At 62.0% G+C, this 15,158-nt stretch carries 16 protein-coding genes; 13 read left to right on the top strand and 3 right to left on the bottom strand.

Going from position 1 to position 15,158, the window contains the following annotated elements; all coding sequences use genetic code 11:
* The first annotated feature begins 8 nt into the window (after positions 1 to 8).
* From MGMSRV2_RS14605 to MGMSRV2_RS14585, 5 genes are all read left to right on the top strand, one after another.
* The gene (locus MGMSRV2_RS14605; RefSeq protein ID WP_024081125.1) at positions 9 to 1,337 is read left to right on the top strand and encodes an ATP-binding response regulator; all 1,329 of its coding nucleotides are present in this window, start codon (positions 9 to 11) and stop codon (positions 1,335 to 1,337) included.
* 91 nt (positions 1,338 to 1,428) lie between these two features.
* Positions 1,429 to 1,980, top strand: coding sequence for a SiaB family protein kinase (locus MGMSRV2_RS14600; RefSeq protein ID WP_024081124.1), 552 nt, complete (start codon positions 1,429 to 1,431; stop codon positions 1,978 to 1,980).
* A gap of 122 nt (positions 1,981 to 2,102) precedes the next feature.
* Positions 2,103 to 2,480, top strand: a complete 378-nt coding sequence (locus MGMSRV2_RS14595; RefSeq protein ID WP_024081123.1) for a DUF1987 domain-containing protein — start codon at positions 2,103 to 2,105, stop codon at positions 2,478 to 2,480.
* 7 nt (positions 2,481 to 2,487) lie between these two features.
* Positions 2,488 to 3,543, top strand: coding sequence for a sensor histidine kinase (locus MGMSRV2_RS14590; RefSeq protein ID WP_024081122.1), 1,056 nt, complete (start codon positions 2,488 to 2,490; stop codon positions 3,541 to 3,543).
* 180 nt (positions 3,544 to 3,723) lie between these two features.
* A complete protein-coding gene (locus MGMSRV2_RS14585) occupies positions 3,724 to 4,764 on the top strand; it encodes an FIST C-terminal domain-containing protein (protein ID WP_242410773.1) in 1,041 nt (346 codons plus the stop codon).
* Here MGMSRV2_RS14585 and MGMSRV2_RS14580 read toward each other — a convergent pair.
* The 3 genes from MGMSRV2_RS14580 to MGMSRV2_RS14570 form a co-directional block, all read right to left on the bottom strand.
* Complete coding sequence (locus MGMSRV2_RS14580; protein ID WP_041633657.1) at positions 4,755 to 5,156, bottom strand: hypothetical protein; 402 nt, start codon at positions 5,154 to 5,156, stop codon at positions 4,755 to 4,757. The genes MGMSRV2_RS14585 and MGMSRV2_RS14580 overlap by 10 nt on opposite strands.
* 8 nt (positions 5,157 to 5,164) lie before the next feature.
* On the bottom strand, positions 5,165 to 5,620 hold the full coding sequence (locus MGMSRV2_RS14575; protein ID WP_024081119.1) for a hypothetical protein: 456 nt from the start codon (positions 5,618 to 5,620) through the stop codon (positions 5,165 to 5,167).
* 89 nt (positions 5,621 to 5,709) lie between these two features.
* Positions 5,710 to 6,903, bottom strand: a complete 1,194-nt coding sequence (locus MGMSRV2_RS14570; protein ID WP_024081118.1) for a class I SAM-dependent rRNA methyltransferase — start codon at positions 6,901 to 6,903, stop codon at positions 5,710 to 5,712.
* Positions 6,904 to 7,166: 263 nt separating this feature from the next.
* On the opposite strand from MGMSRV2_RS14570, the gene ccoN reads away from it, so the two are divergent.
* From ccoN to ccoS, 8 genes are all read left to right on the top strand, one after another.
* On the top strand, positions 7,167 to 8,618 hold the full coding sequence (ccoN, locus tag MGMSRV2_RS14565) for a cytochrome-c oxidase, cbb3-type subunit I (protein WP_024081117.1): 1,452 nt from the start codon (positions 7,167 to 7,169) through the stop codon (positions 8,616 to 8,618).
* A gap of 15 nt (positions 8,619 to 8,633) precedes the next feature.
* Positions 8,634 to 9,365: a cytochrome-c oxidase, cbb3-type subunit II gene (ccoO, locus tag MGMSRV2_RS14560; protein WP_024081116.1), complete on the top strand. Its 732-nt coding sequence runs from the start codon at positions 8,634 to 8,636 to the stop codon at positions 9,363 to 9,365.
* Positions 9,366 to 9,374: 9 nt separating this feature from the next.
* Entirely contained in the window at positions 9,375 to 9,539 is a 165-nt protein-coding gene (locus MGMSRV2_RS14555; RefSeq protein WP_024081115.1) for a cbb3-type cytochrome oxidase subunit 3, read from the top strand.
* A 1-nt stretch (position 9,540) separates the two neighbouring features.
* Entirely contained in the window at positions 9,541 to 10,416 is an 876-nt protein-coding gene (gene ccoP / locus MGMSRV2_RS14550; protein ID WP_024081114.1) for a cytochrome-c oxidase, cbb3-type subunit III, read from the top strand.
* A gap of 306 nt (positions 10,417 to 10,722) precedes the next feature.
* Positions 10,723 to 12,126: a cytochrome c oxidase accessory protein CcoG gene (gene ccoG / locus MGMSRV2_RS14545; protein WP_242410690.1), complete on the top strand. Its 1,404-nt coding sequence runs from the start codon at positions 10,723 to 10,725 to the stop codon at positions 12,124 to 12,126.
* 5 nt (positions 12,127 to 12,131) lie between these two features.
* Positions 12,132 to 12,626 (top strand): FixH family protein, encoded by a 495-nt coding sequence (locus MGMSRV2_RS14540; RefSeq protein ID WP_041634577.1) that lies wholly within the window; start codon positions 12,132 to 12,134, stop codon positions 12,624 to 12,626.
* Positions 12,623 to 14,962: a heavy metal translocating P-type ATPase metal-binding domain-containing protein gene (locus tag MGMSRV2_RS14535; RefSeq protein WP_024081111.1), complete on the top strand. Its 2,340-nt coding sequence runs from the start codon at positions 12,623 to 12,625 to the stop codon at positions 14,960 to 14,962. Before MGMSRV2_RS14540 ends, MGMSRV2_RS14535 begins: the two co-directional genes overlap by 4 nt.
* On the top strand, positions 14,959 to 15,153 hold the full coding sequence (gene ccoS / locus MGMSRV2_RS14530) for a cbb3-type cytochrome oxidase assembly protein CcoS (RefSeq protein WP_024081110.1): 195 nt from the start codon (positions 14,959 to 14,961) through the stop codon (positions 15,151 to 15,153). Before MGMSRV2_RS14535 ends, ccoS begins: the two co-directional genes overlap by 4 nt.
* Positions 15,154 to 15,158 lie beyond the last annotated feature (5 nt).

Raw genomic sequence — 15,158 nt, 5'->3', positions numbered from 1 at the left:
AGGGGGCGATGATGGTCGGTTCCGCTCCACTTATTCTGCGCGACAAGCCTCGACGTGGCGCCAAGTTGCCGCCGTGGCCGGTGCTGGTGGTCGACGACGACGAACAAGTCCACGCCATGACCCAGATCCTGTTGCGCGACTTTTCCTTCGAAGGCCGTGGCTTCCAGATGATTTCCGCCCGTTCGGCGGCCGAGGCCCGACGGGTGCTGGCGGAAAATCCGTCCATTCCGGTCGCCTTGTTCGACGTGGTGATGGAAAGCCCCGATGCCGGTCTGAAGCTGGTGCGCAGCGTGCGCGAGGATTTGCGCAACCATGAAATCCGCATCATTTTGCGCACCGGTCAGCCGGGCGAGGCGCCGGAACGCGACGTGGTCGTCTCCTATGACGTCAACGATTACAAAAGCAAAAGCGAACTGACGGCGCAAAAACTGTTCACGGCCCTGGTCGGCGCCCTGCGCGCCTGGCGCGACATCGAAACCATCAACAGCCTCAATCAGAAGCTGGCCGAAGCCAACGAACAGCTGGAACTGAAGGTGGCCGAGCGCACGGCGGAACTGATGGACAGCCGCGATGCCCTGGCCCGGGCCAAGGATCGGGCGGAAGTGGCGCTGGAACGGGAGACGGCGGCCAAAAGCCAGCTGCGCCAGTTTCTGTCCATGGTCAGCCATGAATTCCGCACCCCCTTGGCCATCATCGATTCGGCGGCGCAGATGCTGATGATGCGGGCGCAACGGGTGGATTCGGGCATGTTGACCCGGCTCGAGACCATTCGCGGCGCGGTCGGGCGGCTGATCGACCTGATCGGCACCTGCTTGGCCGACGAACAGTTGGAAACCGGGCGGATGATCCTGCAAGAACAGGTGCTCGACCTGGCGCCCATCCTGCGGGCGGCGGTGGCCCATCATCAGGCGGCCTCGGGCGGGCGGCAGGTGCTGCTTGATATGGGCCGGGTGACGCGGGTGTGGGGTGATTCCAATCTGTTGCCGCTGGTCATCAACAACCTGATCTCCAACGCCCTCAAATATTCCGTCGATGATCCGGTGCAGGTGAAGCTCAGGGCCAATCACGGCGGCGTGGTGCTGACCGTGCGCGACGAGGGTATCGGTATCCCCCTGGCCGACCAGCCGCGCGTGTTCGAGCGTTTCTATCGGGCCGGCAATGCGCATAAATTGTCGGGCTCGGGCATCGGCCTGCACATGGTCCGCCAGATCGTCGACCTGCATGGCGGGAGTGTGGTGATCGACAGTACCGAGGGTATCGGCACCATCGTCACCGTGCATCTGCGCTGCCCCCCCCGCGATGGCGCTGTCAGGGACGGGGGCGGAACGCCTGCTTGAGCGTGTGCGCGTCCGTTGATACTGTGTCGGACGTTTCGCGGGATTGCCCGCGGCTTATGGGGGCGGCGCCTCTGGAATGAGGGAAAGTCTAATGCTGGCGAAGCAATACCGGGCTTTTAAGTCGACACTGGACGAGCGGGGGATCGTCTTCTCGTTCTCGGGTTATCTGTCCGAAGGCATCCTGTATTCGTTGGGCGACGCCTTGCGGCAGAAAATGGCTCTCGAGGACACCGACGTCACCACCATCAAAAAGGTGTTCTCGGTGTTCGTCGAGCAGTCGCAGAACATCATCCGCTATTCGGCGGACAAGGTGCAGGGCAACCTGGGCAAGTCGGTCGAACTGTCCTCGGGCATGGTCACCATCGGCAGCGACAACGGCCAGTTCTTCATCGTCTGCGGCAACATCATCCTGGAAGAGGATATGGAAAAGCTGCGGGGGCGCCTGGAAACCCTGCGCGGCATGGGCAAGGACGAGATCAAGGCCTATTACAAGGAGCAGTTGCGCGAGCCACCCGACGAGGGCAGCCGCGGCGCCACCATCGGTCTGATCGAGATCGCGCGCCGGGCCAGTGCTCCCATCGAGTTCGATTTCGACCGCATCGACACCGATCGGCATTTCTTCTGCCTCAAAGTCTCCATCTAGCCTTGCTTCAGCTAAAGCGGAAGCAAGGCTAGGTCTTACAAATGGCCCGTGCCGGGCAGTTCAGACGCCACTCTGGCTCATCGCATATCCACGTTTCGCGTGAAAATGCTCTAGGGGTTGATATGGAAAACCTGACCATTGCCGCTTCCGAGCGCTCGCCCGAGGTGAACTTTGATGTCGCCGCCGGTATCTTGCAGATCAAGGGCGAGTCCTATCCCGAGGATGCTTCCTCGGTGTTCGGCCCCATTTTCACCGCGCTGCAAGACTATCTGGCCCAGGCGGACGGCAAGGGGTTGAAGGTTGATTTCGAGTTGATCTATTTCAACTCGTCTTCGGCCAAGGCGCTGATGAACATGTTCCAGATGCTGGAAAACGCCAAAGGCACCGATATCGTCGTCAATTGGCAGTTCATGGCCGATGACGAGACCATGAAGGAATTCGGCGAGGATTTTTCCGAAGACCTCAGCCATGTCACCTTCAATCTGGTGGCGGTATCCTGACCGCATCATGAGCGAGCCCGGCACAGGCGGCGGATTTAGTCTTTTCGACGCGGAAGAGCGGGCCCTGGCCGACGCCCGGCACTTGCTAGGGCGTATGCAAGGCGGCGAAGCCGCGTCCGTGGCGGACGTGCAGATTCTGGCCGATGCTTATTCGCGCTCGGTGCGTGAACAGCGCCGTCTGGTCAAGGTCAGTGACCGCCTGCAAAACCAGATGGCCTTGTTGAACCAGGAACTGGAACGGCGCCGCGCCGAGGCGGAAGAGGCGCTTGAACGCCTGCGCCAAGCCCAGGAGACCCTGGTGCAGACGGAAAAGCTGGCCTCGTTGGGCGCCTTGGTCGGTGGCGTCGCGCACGAAATCAACACCCCCGTCGGCATCGCCTTGTCCTGCGCTTCGCATCTGGCCGATTCCACCGCGTCGATCCGGGCCTTGTTCGAGGCCGACGACATCGGTGTCGACGATTTCCAGCATTACATGGATACCGCCGCCGACACCGCCAAGCTGATCGTCGCCAATTGTGAACGGGCCGCCGATTTGATCCGCAGTTTCAAGCAGGTGGCGGTGGATCGCACCTCGTCCGAGCGCCGCTCGTTCCGCCTGTTCGACACCATCACCGAAACGGTGACGTCGCTGAAACCCAACCTGCGTCAGGGCGGCCACCGTATCGAGATGTCCTGTCCCGCCGATCTGGAACTGGACGGTTATCCGGGGGCGGTGTCGCAGATTTTGACCAATTTCGTCATGAATTCGCTGACCCATGGCTATGATCCCGGTCAGCATGGCCGCCTGAGCATCATCGCTCAGGTGGACGCGGGCGACATGGTTCGGCTGGTCTATGCCGATGACGGCAAGGGTATCGCCGAGGAACACCGCACCCGCGTCTTTGATCCGTTCTTCACCACTCGACGCGGTAGCGGTGGGTCGGGCTTGGGGTTGCACATCGTCTTCAATCTGGTCACCGGCCCGCTGGGGGGGCAAGTGCAATTGGAAGGCGCGGCCCAGGGTGGCGGCACCAGCTTTGTCCTTACCTTTCCCCGCATCGCCCCGGAAAATCAGACCGCTTGAGCCTGTGTCCTTGTTTGCGGCGGCATTGCATCCCATACTTTAGCAAGGATTAATTCAGTCCAGGACCTTGCTGTGCCGCTTGTCGCTTCTCCCCTGCATTGCCCTTTGCGCGAAACCGAATTGAACGCAACGTTGCGCCCGTGGGCAAAGCTTAATCCGGAAGGCGGTGTGTTGGCTCTGGTGCCAGCGGCGGAGCAGGCGCAGGTGGGGGTGTTGCAGCAGGTCTGCCGGCAATTACGGTTGCCCTTGGCCGGAGCGGTGTTTCCCGCCTTGGTGACGGAAGCGGGGGAGCGCCGTGACGGCGTGATGCTGGTGCGCTTGGCACAGATGCCGCCGGTACGGCTGTTTACCGGCATGGATCTGCCGAAGGCGGCGGATCAGGTGGTGACCCAGGTGGCGGCATGGCTCGACGCGCTGCCGCCGGGCGGGGCCGAGCCGGTTTTGTTCAGTATTTTCGACGCCTGCCTGGGTAATCTGTATGCACTGCTGTGCCAATTGGGCCACGGCCTGGACGACCGGGTGATCTATGCCGGGGCCAATGCCGGGCAGGAAACCTTTCAGCTGCTGGATTGCGTATTTGACAGCGATATCTTGGCCGGAAATGCCCTGTTGACGGTGCTGTTGCCGTCAGCGGCGCGGCCCAGTGTCGAACACGGCTTTTCCCTGCCGGTGCGGATCATGCGTGCCACCCGCACCGAGGCCAACCGCATCCTGACCTTGGATGACCGTCCGGCATTTGATGTCTATCGGGAAGCCTTGGTTGAGGATTATGGGCAGGAATTGTCCGTGGACAGCTTTTACGGGCATTCCGTCCACTTCCCCTTGGCGATCCTGGCCGGTGACTCCCTGGTGCAGGTCCGCATTCCGGTGGTGTTGGACGCAGCCGGCGGCTTGACCTGCGTCGGCGAGGTGCCCGAAGGCAGCATCATCGTCATCATCAGGGCGCCGGAGGTGGGGGAAAGCGATTGCATTGATCGTATCGCCGACCACTTGGGGGTCAGCCAGGACACGTTGCTGACTTTTTATTGTGCCGGTCGGCGTATGCATCTGGGGCCGGATGGGACAAGGCGTGAACTGGCGGATCTGTGCCGACAAACCGGCTCGGCCCATTTGGCCGGGGCGTTGTCTTTGGGCGAGATTTCCACCGATGGACGTGGCGCGCCGGCCTTTCACAATGCCGCCCTGCTGTGCCTGCGGGTGCGGGACCAGGATCAGTCCTGAGTTTCGCGCCGCACCACCATCTTGTCGTCGCCGCAGACCAGACACACCGGGTCATAGGCGTTCAACAGCGGCTCCATCCACCATGACCCCGGCTCTTCCGCCAGGGCATCGGGGCGGTCGGGATCGACATGGATGACGACGCTGGTGTGTTCTTCGTTGAAGCTGACCACCACGCCGCACAGATCGGGCCGCAATTCCTCGGGCATCTGGGGCTCAAGCAGCCAGAAGCATTGGAAGTTGCGGCACGATTGCGGGCGGGTCGTATGCACGGCGCAGCCAAGGTCCGTGCAGTGCTCGCACCATTGGTTGGTCGGCTTGCCGGTTTCGGGGACGGCGAAGAACCGGCAGCAGATGGTGCAGGGGCCGCAATCGCGTAGGCGATTTTCCGCCATGTCAGGGTTCAAAACAGAACCTCGTCACAACGTGAAGGCAGCCAATTGCCAATGGTGTTTTCAATGATTTTCATGTCTTTGATCGCGCCTTCAGGCTTTGTAACAATTTGCACCCGGCACCGTGTCTTGATCGCGCCGCCACCAGAAGTCATGGCCGTCGTGTTGCTGGTGCCGGTATAAGAACCATTCGCCAAGCCGTTGCCGTAAACGGCGGAACCACTGCCATAGCTATTGGTCGTGACGGTCGTCATCATTGGCATCTGGTGGACGGTAACGCCGGAATCCCAGACGTAGGCGATGTCCCCGCTATTCAATTGATGGCGAGTAGAGGGCAGACCGAATTTCAGAAAAAAGTCATCCACGTTCCGGTCTTTATATTCCGTGTTCAGTTTGGATGTCATTTCCTTGGTCATGACGCAGGATGAAAGAGCAAGGACCGAAGCCATCAAAACGAGCAGGCGCATCAGTATCATCCATGGTTGAAAGAGCTCAGGCGGATAGTCTCCGAGGCGAGCAGTGCAGTCAACCAAAGAGGGTTTTTCGCTACTGATTCTCAATCCAGCTGCAGGACCAGCGCCTTCAGATAGGCGCTTTCCGGCAGGTGCGGATGCAGCGGGTGATCGGACCCGGCGCCGGCGCTGCGCAGGATGCGGCCCGACCGCCCGGCCTGACCCAGGCCGTGGGCGATTTCCTCGATGAACTGATCGACGGGCATGTGGTGCGAGCACGACGCGCACAGCAGGAAGCCACCCGCTTCCACCAAAGGCGCCGCCAGTCGGGCCATCTTGCGATAGCCCTTGGCCCCCGATTGCACGTCTTTGCGGGATTTGACGAAGGCCGGCGGGTCGACCACCACCACGCCGAAGCGCTCGTTCGCCGCCTCCAGACGGGCCATTTCGGCGAAGGCCTCGGCCCGGACGGTCTGCACCGAGACCCCGTTCAATTCCGCCGCGCGGGCGGCCAGGGCGAGCGAGTGTTCCGACCGGTCCACCGCCACCACTTCGGTGGCCCCATTGAGGGCGCCTTGGATGGCGAAGCCGCCGGCATAGGTGTAGACGTCCAGCATGCGCCGTCCCTTAGCCAGCCGGGCGATGAAGGCGCGGTTGTCGCGCTGGTCGTAGAACCAGCCGGTCTTTTGCCCGTCGGTCAGGTCGGCGACGAAGCGGGCGCCGTTTTCTTCCAGTTCCACCGGGCCGTCCAGGCTGCCCAGGGCGATTTTGTGCTCCAGCGCCAGCCCTTCCAGGATGCGCACCGGGCTGTCGTTCTTCAGTACCACGGCGCGGGGATTGAACACCTCGGTCAGGGCTTCCAGCAGCACCGGGGTCAGGGCTTCCATGCCGGCGGTGTTGATTTGCAGGGCGAACACGTCGCCGTAGCGGTCCACGATCAGGCCGGGCAGAGTGTCGGCCTCGGAATGGATCAGCCGGTAATGCGGCGTGGGGTACAATTGATCGCGCAAGGCCTGGGCCGCCTTCAAACGAGCGGCGATGAAGCCGGCATCGATGACGTCGGTCCAGCGTCGCGACAGCACGCGGGCGGCGATCAGCGAGTGCGGGTTGAAGCTGGCCACCCCCAACTTCTCGTCACCGGCATCCATCAGCGTCACCAAGCTGCCGGCGGGCAGGGCCTTCAGCTCGGCATTCATCTCGATTTCGTTGGAGAACACCCACGGGTGGCCGGAACGGAAGCGCCGGGCCCGGCCCTTGGCGAAGCGGACGACCGGACGATCTGACGGGTTCTGGTTCATTTGGCGGACTCTGGCCTAGGGGTGATCGAGATGTGTTCGGGGGGATGTCGGGCAGGAATAAAGCCTGGGAAGTGTACGGGAAGCCAGGAAAAATTTAGGCATTTTGATATGGATCAATGGCCGGCGCCGACCTAACCGTCATAGTGCGGCGACTCGGAGGACTGTCCGCCCGGCCATTTCCGGCTTACGGGGGAATGCGTTCGCATTGGAAATGGCGGGTGTCTTTCGAGTTGACCCTTTCCCGGTCGAAACAGGAGTTCGGCATGAGCACCAACACCGACGCCATCGTCTATAATGAAGACGTGGTGAAGAAGTTCGTCCTTGCGGCGATTTTCTGGGGTGTGGTTGGCTTTCTGGCTGGCGATTTCATCGCTTGGCAGTTGGCCTTCCCCGTCCTGAATCTGGATCTGGAGTGGACCACCTTCGGTCGTCTGCGTCCCGTCCACACTTCCGCCGTGATCTTCGCCTTCGGCGGCAATATCCTTTTCTGCACCTCGCTGTACACCGTGCAGCGCACCTGCCGCACCGGCTTGTTCGGCGGCGACGGCTTTGCCACCGTGGTGTTCTGGAACTTCCAGGCGCTGATCGTGGTTGCCGCGTTGACCTATGCCCTGGGCTTCTCCCAGGGTCAGGAATACGCCGAGCCGGAATGGTGGGTCGACCTGTGGCTGACCGTGATCTGGGTCTGCTATCTGATCATCTTCGCCGGTACCATCATGAAGCGTCGTGAACCCCACATCTATGTGGCCAACTGGTTCTTCTTCGCCATGATCCTGACCGTCGCCATGCTCCACCTGGGCAACAACCTGGCCGTTCCGGCCGGTTTCTTCGGTGGCAGCTGGATGAAGTCGTACAACATCTTCGGCGGCGTGCAGAACGCCATGACCCAATGGTGGTACGGCCATAACGCGGTGGGCTTCTTCCTGACCGCCGGCTTCCTGGGCATCATGTACTATTTCGTGCCCAAGCGCGCCGAACGTCCGGTCTATTCGTACCGTCTGTCGATCGTGCACTTCTGGGCACTGATCTTCCTGTACATCTGGGCCGGTCCGCACCACCTGCACTACACCGCCCTGCCCGATTGGGCCCAGACCCTGGGTGCGACCTTCTCGATCATGCTGTGGATGCCCTCTTGGGGTGGTATGATCAACGGCCTGATGACCCTGTCGGGTGCCTGGGACAAGCTGCGGACCGATCCGGTCATGCGTTTCCTGGTTTCCTCGGTGGCGTTCTACGGCATGTCGACCTTCGAAGGTCCGATGATGTCGCTCAAGGCCGTCAACTCGCTGTCGCACTACACCGACTGGACCGTCGGCCACGTGCACTCGGGTGCCTTGGGTTGGGTTGCCTTCGTCTCGTTCGGCGCTTTGTACTATCTGGTGCCGAAGCTGTGGGGCCGTAAGGAAGTCTACTCGCTGAAGCTGGTTGGCCTGCACTTCTGGGTCGCCACCATCGGTATCGTTCTGTACATCACCTCCATGTGGATCTCCGGCATCATGCAGGGTCTGATGTGGCGTGCGTACGACAACCTGGGCTTCCTGCAGTACTCGTTCATCGAGACCGTTGAAGCCATGCACCCCTATTATGTGATCCGCGCGACGGGCGGCCTGCTCTTCGTCCTGGGTGCCCTGATCATGGTCTACAACTTCATCAAGACCATCAAGGGTGACGTGGCCGAAGAGGCGATGCAGCCCTCGACTGCCGGCGCTCGCTAAGGGGGAGGAACAGAAATGTCTATCTTCAAGCATCACGCCAAAGTCGAAACCAACGTCTTCTTCCTGGCTGTCGGCATTCTGCTGACCGTCATCGTCGGCGGCTTGGTTGAAGTTGTGCCGTTGTTCACCATCGAGTCGACCATCGAAAAGGTGGAAGGCGTGCGTCCGTACAGTCCGCTCGAGCAGGCTGGCCGTGACATCTACGTCCGCGAAGGCTGCTATAACTGCCACAGCCAGATGATCCGTCCGTTCAAGGACGAGGTCGAACGCTATGGCCATTACAGCCTGGCGGCCGAGTCGAAGTACGATCACCCCTTCCAGTGGTCGTCCAAGCGTACCGGCCCCGATCTGGCCCGTGTTGGTGGCAAGTACACCAACGACTGGCAGGTCCGCCACCTGATCAACCCTCGTGACGTCGTCCCGGAATCGATCATGCCCGGCTATCCGCACCTGAAGCGGCCGCTGGACCAGTCGACCATCGTCGGCAATCTGACTGCCTTGTCCATCGTGGGTGTTCCCTACACGGCCGAGCAGTTGAAGAACGCCAAGGCCCATCTGGTGGAGCAAGCCACGTCCGACGCCGGTGCTGAATCGGCGATCGCCAAGGCTTACCCCAAGGCCAAGGTCGGCGATTTCGACGGCAACCCGCAGGTGGTTTCGGAAATGGACGCCCTGGTGGCCTATCTTCAGGTCCTGGGCACCATGGTCGATTTCACCACCGTGGATCACACCAAGATCCAGCGCTAGGAGCGGGACATGACTCTCGAGGCGATCTCGGAGTTTTTCCGCTCCCTGTGGGGGGTTTGGTTGATGGTTTTGTTCCTGGGGATCGTTTTCTACGCCTTCCGTCCGCGTAACAAGGACCGGTTGGAAGAGTACGGAAACATCCCCCTCAGGGACGATGACGACAAGGAGCGCTAACATGGCTCACGTTGAACATGACGTGATCTCCGGTCAGAACACGACCGGTCACGAGTGGGACGGCATCAAGGAGTTGAACACTCCTCTGCCGAAGTGGTGGGTGTACGTTTTCTGGGCGACCGTGATCTGGGCCATCGGCTATTGGGTCGCCATGCCGACCTGGCCGACCACCAGCGATTACAGCCGCGGCATGATGGGCTATTCGTCCCGCGCCGATCTGGCCAATGAGCTGGATCTGCAGAAGAAGGCCCGGTCCCAGTGGCTGGCCAAGCTGGAAGCTGCCAGCCTGCAGCAGATCAAGGACGACAAGACCCTGCTGAACTACGCCATGGCTGGCGGCAAGATCGCCTTCGGCGACAATTGCTCGGCTTGCCATGGTTCGGGCGGTGTCGGCGTTGCCGGCGCTTATCCCCGTCTGGCCGATGACGAATGGATTTGGGGCGGCAGCCTCGATGACATTCATCAGACCATCCAGTACGGCGTCCGCAACGAAAACAGCAACTCGCGTCAAAGCGAAATGCTGGCTTTCGGCACCGGCGATGCCCTGGACAAGACCCAGGTCGACCAATTGGCCGATTATGTCCTGTCGCTGTCCTCGAAGACCCCCGCTGCCGGTTCGCCGGGCGAGGCCATCTTCGCCGAACGCTGCACTGCCTGCCACCAGGAAGGCGGCGTTGGGACCAAGGAACTGGGTGCCCCGGCCTTGAACAACAACATCTGGCTGTTCAAGGGTGACAAGGAAAGCGCCAAGCAAGGCGTGATCAACCAGGTCACCAAGCCGCGTCACGGCGCCATGCCCGCTTGGGCTGGTCGTCTGGACGCCGCCACCATCAAGATGCTGGCTGTCTACGTCCATTCCATGGGCGGCGGCAAGTAATCTGGGTTACTTTAAGGATGGGGGCGTTTCCCGCAAGGGAAGCGCCCCTTTTCTTTGATATGCCTTCAGTTTCAGCCGCAGATGAACTTTTGTTCGGAATTCCAGGCAAGCATTGTTTTGCCTGCCGCCATGGCCCATAGTCTGGCCCCATTGGAAATACCAAGACATGCGCTAGAGGCATGACCGGCATGCATTTTTGACGCCGCGGGCATATTGGATGCTTATTACAGTCGGCCACCCCCTGATGCGGAAGAGAGTAAGCAGGCGATGAACCAGCAGGTAAAAGAGCCCCAATCCAGCGGCAGTATGTATGCCGAAACAGTCATCATTCATCCCCGCCACGTGAAGAAGGGGCTGTTTCGCGCCGCCAAGTGGTGGCTGATGTGGGGTTTGCTGGCATTTTTCCACTTGGCGCCGTTCCTGCGCTGGGACCGTGGCCCCGGTGCCCCCAGCCAGGCCATCCTGGCCGATATCGACGGACGGCGCGGCTACTTCTTCTTCATCGAAATCTGGCCGCAGGAAGTCTATTATCTGACCGGCCTGCTTTTGTTCGCGGCCATCACCTTGTTCTTCATGTCGGCCTTGGCCGGTCGTGTCTGGTGCGGGTTCCTGTGCTGGCAGACCGTCTATACCGATCTGTTCGTGCAGATCGAGCGTTGGGTGGTGGGGGACCGTTCCGCCCGCATGAACCTGGAACGCGCCCCCTGGACCGCGCAGAAGATCATCAAGAAGGCCGTCATCCAGGCCGGTTGGCTGGCGGTGTCGGCGGCGTGCGGCATCGCCTTCGTGCTGTATTTCGGCGACGCCTTCCAGATGATGAAGGACATCTTCACCCTGGAGGCCTCGGTCGGGGTTTATTCCTTCATCGCCATCATCGGCGGCTTTTGCTATCTGCTGGCCGGCTTCGCCCGTGAGCAGGTGTGCCTTTATATGTGCCCCTATTCGCGCTTTCAGTCGGCCATGTTCGACGAGCATTCGCTGATCATCTCGTACGAGGAATGGCGGGGCGAGCCGCGGGCGCCAGCGCGCAAGGGCCAGAGCTTCGAGGACCGGGGCCATTGCATCGACTGCAAGATGTGCGTCCAGGTCTGCCCCACCGGCATCGACATCCGCGAAGGCTTGCAGATGGCCTGTATCGGTTGCGGCCTGTGCGTCGATGCCTGTAACACCATGATGGACCGGGTTGGTCTGCCGCGCGGGTTGATCTCGTACGATTCCATCACCAATGTGAACTCGCGTGCGGCCGGTGGTCCTGGCAACAAAACCAAGCTGTTGCGGACGCGTACCATTCTTTACACCTTGCTGCTGCTGGTGATCGGCGCCGGCATGGCGTTGTCCTTGGGGACACGGCGCACCACCGAGGTGAACATCCTGCATGAGCGGGCGCCCATGTACGTGCAGATGTCCAACGGCACCATCCGTAACGGCTACACCTACAAAATTCTCAACATGGTCCGCCAAGACCGCGTGTATAACCTGAAGGTCGTCGGCATCGAAGGCGCCACCATGGAAGTGGTCGGCGGCGAGAGCAACGTGACCCAGATGGACCTGTCGGTTCCCGGCGACGAGATCACCACCCTTCGTCTTTACGTCAACGCACCCGAGGAAAAAGTGACGGACAAGAAGACCGACCTTATCTTCATCCTGACCGAAAAAGCTGAGGGCACCGAGTTGCGCAGCACCTCGTTGTTCGCGGGGCCGGGACGATGAACGCCATGACCAAGAAGACCCGTCAGCCGGGGTGGTGGTACCCCTATATTTTCGTTGCCGGCTTCGGCGTGGTCCTGGCGGTGAACGGCACCTTGGCCTACTTCGCCACCAGCACCTTCACCGGCATCTCCACCACCGACGCCTATGAAAAGGGCCGGCTGTATAACCAGAATCTGGCCCTGGCCAAGGCGCAGGCGGAAATGGGCTGGCAGGTGGACACCAAGCTGGTCCCGGCCAGCACCGCTGACGGCCACAAGGTCGATGTCCGCATCAGCTATCGCGATCGCGACGGCAAGGGCGTGGACGGGTTGAAGGTGACCGCCGGCATGGTGCGTCCGACCGTCGCCGGCTATGACCACGAGGTGGCGTTGCCGTCCATGGGCGGCGGCGTTTATGGCGGTGTTTTCGCCCTGCCGCTGGCCGGCGTGTGGGACATGGACGTGGCGGCTGTCGGCGAGGGTGTGGCCTATCAGCACGCCCAGCGTTTCGTCATTCCGTGAGCACGCGCCCGTGCCGCCATTGCGGCCAGGACATCCCCGTCACTCTTGACGGGGATTTCTGCTGTCGCGGCTGTGAAGGCGCCTATGCCCTGGTCCAGGACATGGGGCTGGAGCGATATTATCAGCGGCGTTCGGTTGATCCGGCGATGCGGCCGTTGCGGCCCGAGGACGGCGCCACCGCCCATCACGATTACGCCGCCCACGTGGTCGAGGATGGCCAAGGCGGCGCCAGCCTGAATTTGATGGTCGAGGGCATTCACTGCGCCGCCTGCATCTGGCTGATCGAGGCCGTTCTGGCCCGCCATCCGGCGGTGACCTGGGCCCGGGTCAACATGACCACCCGTCGGCTGGTGCTGCGCTGGAAGGCCGATCAGGGCGACGCCGCTGACATCCTGGCTCCGGTGCTGGCGGTGGGCTATCGGCTGGTACCGTTCGACCCCGCCAAGCTGGGGCGCGAGACGGAAAAACACGAAAAGCAATTGCTGCGCGCCATGGCGGTGGCCGGTTTCGCCGCCGGCAACGTCATGCTGCTGTCGGTGTCGGTGTGGGCTGGGCATTTTTCCCATATGGGCGCCCATACACGCGATCTGATGCACTGGATCAGCGCCCTGATCGTGCTGCCGGCGGTGCTTTATTGCATCCGCCCGTTCCTGTACTCGGCCCTGGCGGCGTTGTCCAACAAGCGCACCAACATGGATGTGCCCATTTCCCTGGGCGTGCTTCTGGCCTCGGGCATGTCGCTGGCGGAAACCATCCGCGGCGGCGAACACGCCTATTTCGATTCCGCCATCACGCTGTTGTTCTTCCTGCTGATCGGGCGTTATCTGGACAGCCGGGCGCGCGGGCGCGCCCGCAGCGCCGCCGAGCATCTGCTGACCCTGGACGCGGTGGCGGTCAGCGTGCTGGAAGACGACGGCAGCCAACGCCTGTGCCCGCCCAATCAGGTGAAAACCGGTCAGATCGTGCTGGTGGCAGCGGGCGAACGCATCGGCGTCGACGGCACCATCGTGCAGGGCCGCTCCGACGTGGATACCAGCCTGATCACCGGTGAAAGCGTGCCGGCGGCGGTGGATGTGGGGGGGCGTGTCTTCGCCGGCACCATCAATCTGTCGGCGCCGTTGCGCTTGCAGGTGGCGGCGGTGGGCGAGCGCACCTTGTTGGCGGAAATCGTCCGCATGATGGAGGTGGCCGAACAAGGCCGGGCCAAATATGTCGCTCTGGCCGACCGGGTGGCGCGCTGGTATGCGCCGGTGGTGCATGTGGCGGCCTTGTCCACCTTTCTGGGCTGGGTCGTCCTGGGCGGCATTCCCTGGCAGGTGGCGCTGCTGCACGCGGTGGCGGTGCTGATCATCACGTGCCCCTGTGCTTTGGCTTTGGCGGTGCCGGTGGTTCAGGTCATCGCCAGTGGTCGCCTGCTGCGTCAGGGCATCTTGCTGAAAAGCGCCACGGCGTTGGAGCGGGTGGCGGAAATCGACGTGGTGGTGTTCGACAAGACCGGCACCCTGACCGTGGGCAAGCCGGAATTGCTGCAAGACGGTGCCTGGAATGCCGATGATCTGCGGTTGGCGGCGTCGTTGGCGGTGTCGTCGCACCATCCGCTGGCCCGCGCCTTGGCGGCGGCGGCGCCGGCGGTGGCGCCTATGGAAAACGCCGTCGAGGAACCGGGACGCGGTATGGTCGCGGGGGATTGGCGGCTGGGTAGTCGGACGCATGTGGGCATGGACGACGACGAGGCGGTTTCGGGGCCGGAATTGTGGTTGGCCGGGCCGGGGCGGGCACCGTTGCGCTTTGGCTTCGCCGACCGTCCGCGCGACGATGCGGCCCAGGTGTTGTCGGCTTTGCGGGGCCGGGGCTTGCGCATTGAACTGCTGTCGGGCGATCGTGCCCCCACCGTCCGCCAATTGGCCGAGCGCCTGGGGATCGACCAGTGGCAGGCTGGCTGTACCCCGGCGGCCAAGGTGGCCCGGCTGGAAGAGTTGAAGGCCCAGGGCCAGCGGGTGATGATGGTGGGCGACGGCCTGAACGACGCCCCGGCGCTGTCCGCCGCCCATGTGTCGTTGTCGCCGTCGAGCGCGGTGGATGTCAGCCAAACCGCCGCGGATGTGGTGTTCCAGGGCGAGCGTCTGGGCCCGGTGGCTGAAATCTGCGAGGTTGCCGCGCGGTCGCGCCGGCTGGTCAGTCAGAATTTCGCTCTCGCCTTGGGCTATAATGTGTTTACTGTACCTCTGGCGGTGGCCGGACACGTCACCCCGTTGATCGCGGCGATTGCCATGTCCACCTCGTCCTTGGTTGTCATCGGCAACGCCCTGCGACTTACACGCGGGAGAAAAGGTTGACCAATCTGCTGATGCTGATCCCTGTCGCCCTGATCTTGGGGTTGATCGGATTGGCGGCGTTCCTTTGGGCCTTGAAATCCGGTCAGTTCGACGATCTTGACGGGGCCGCGCACCGCATCCTGTTCGAGGATGACGAGCATCTGCCGCCGGCGGCCAAGGTCAGTGAAAAACCCGACGGCAGTTCAGGGTGATCCCC

The organism is Magnetospirillum gryphiswaldense MSR-1 v2, from assembly GCF_000513295.1.
Lineage (GTDB): Bacteria > Pseudomonadota > Alphaproteobacteria > Rhodospirillales > Magnetospirillaceae > Magnetospirillum > Magnetospirillum gryphiswaldense.
Note: the sequence above shows the minus strand (reverse complement) of the source record. Positions and strands in the feature narration are given on the sequence as shown.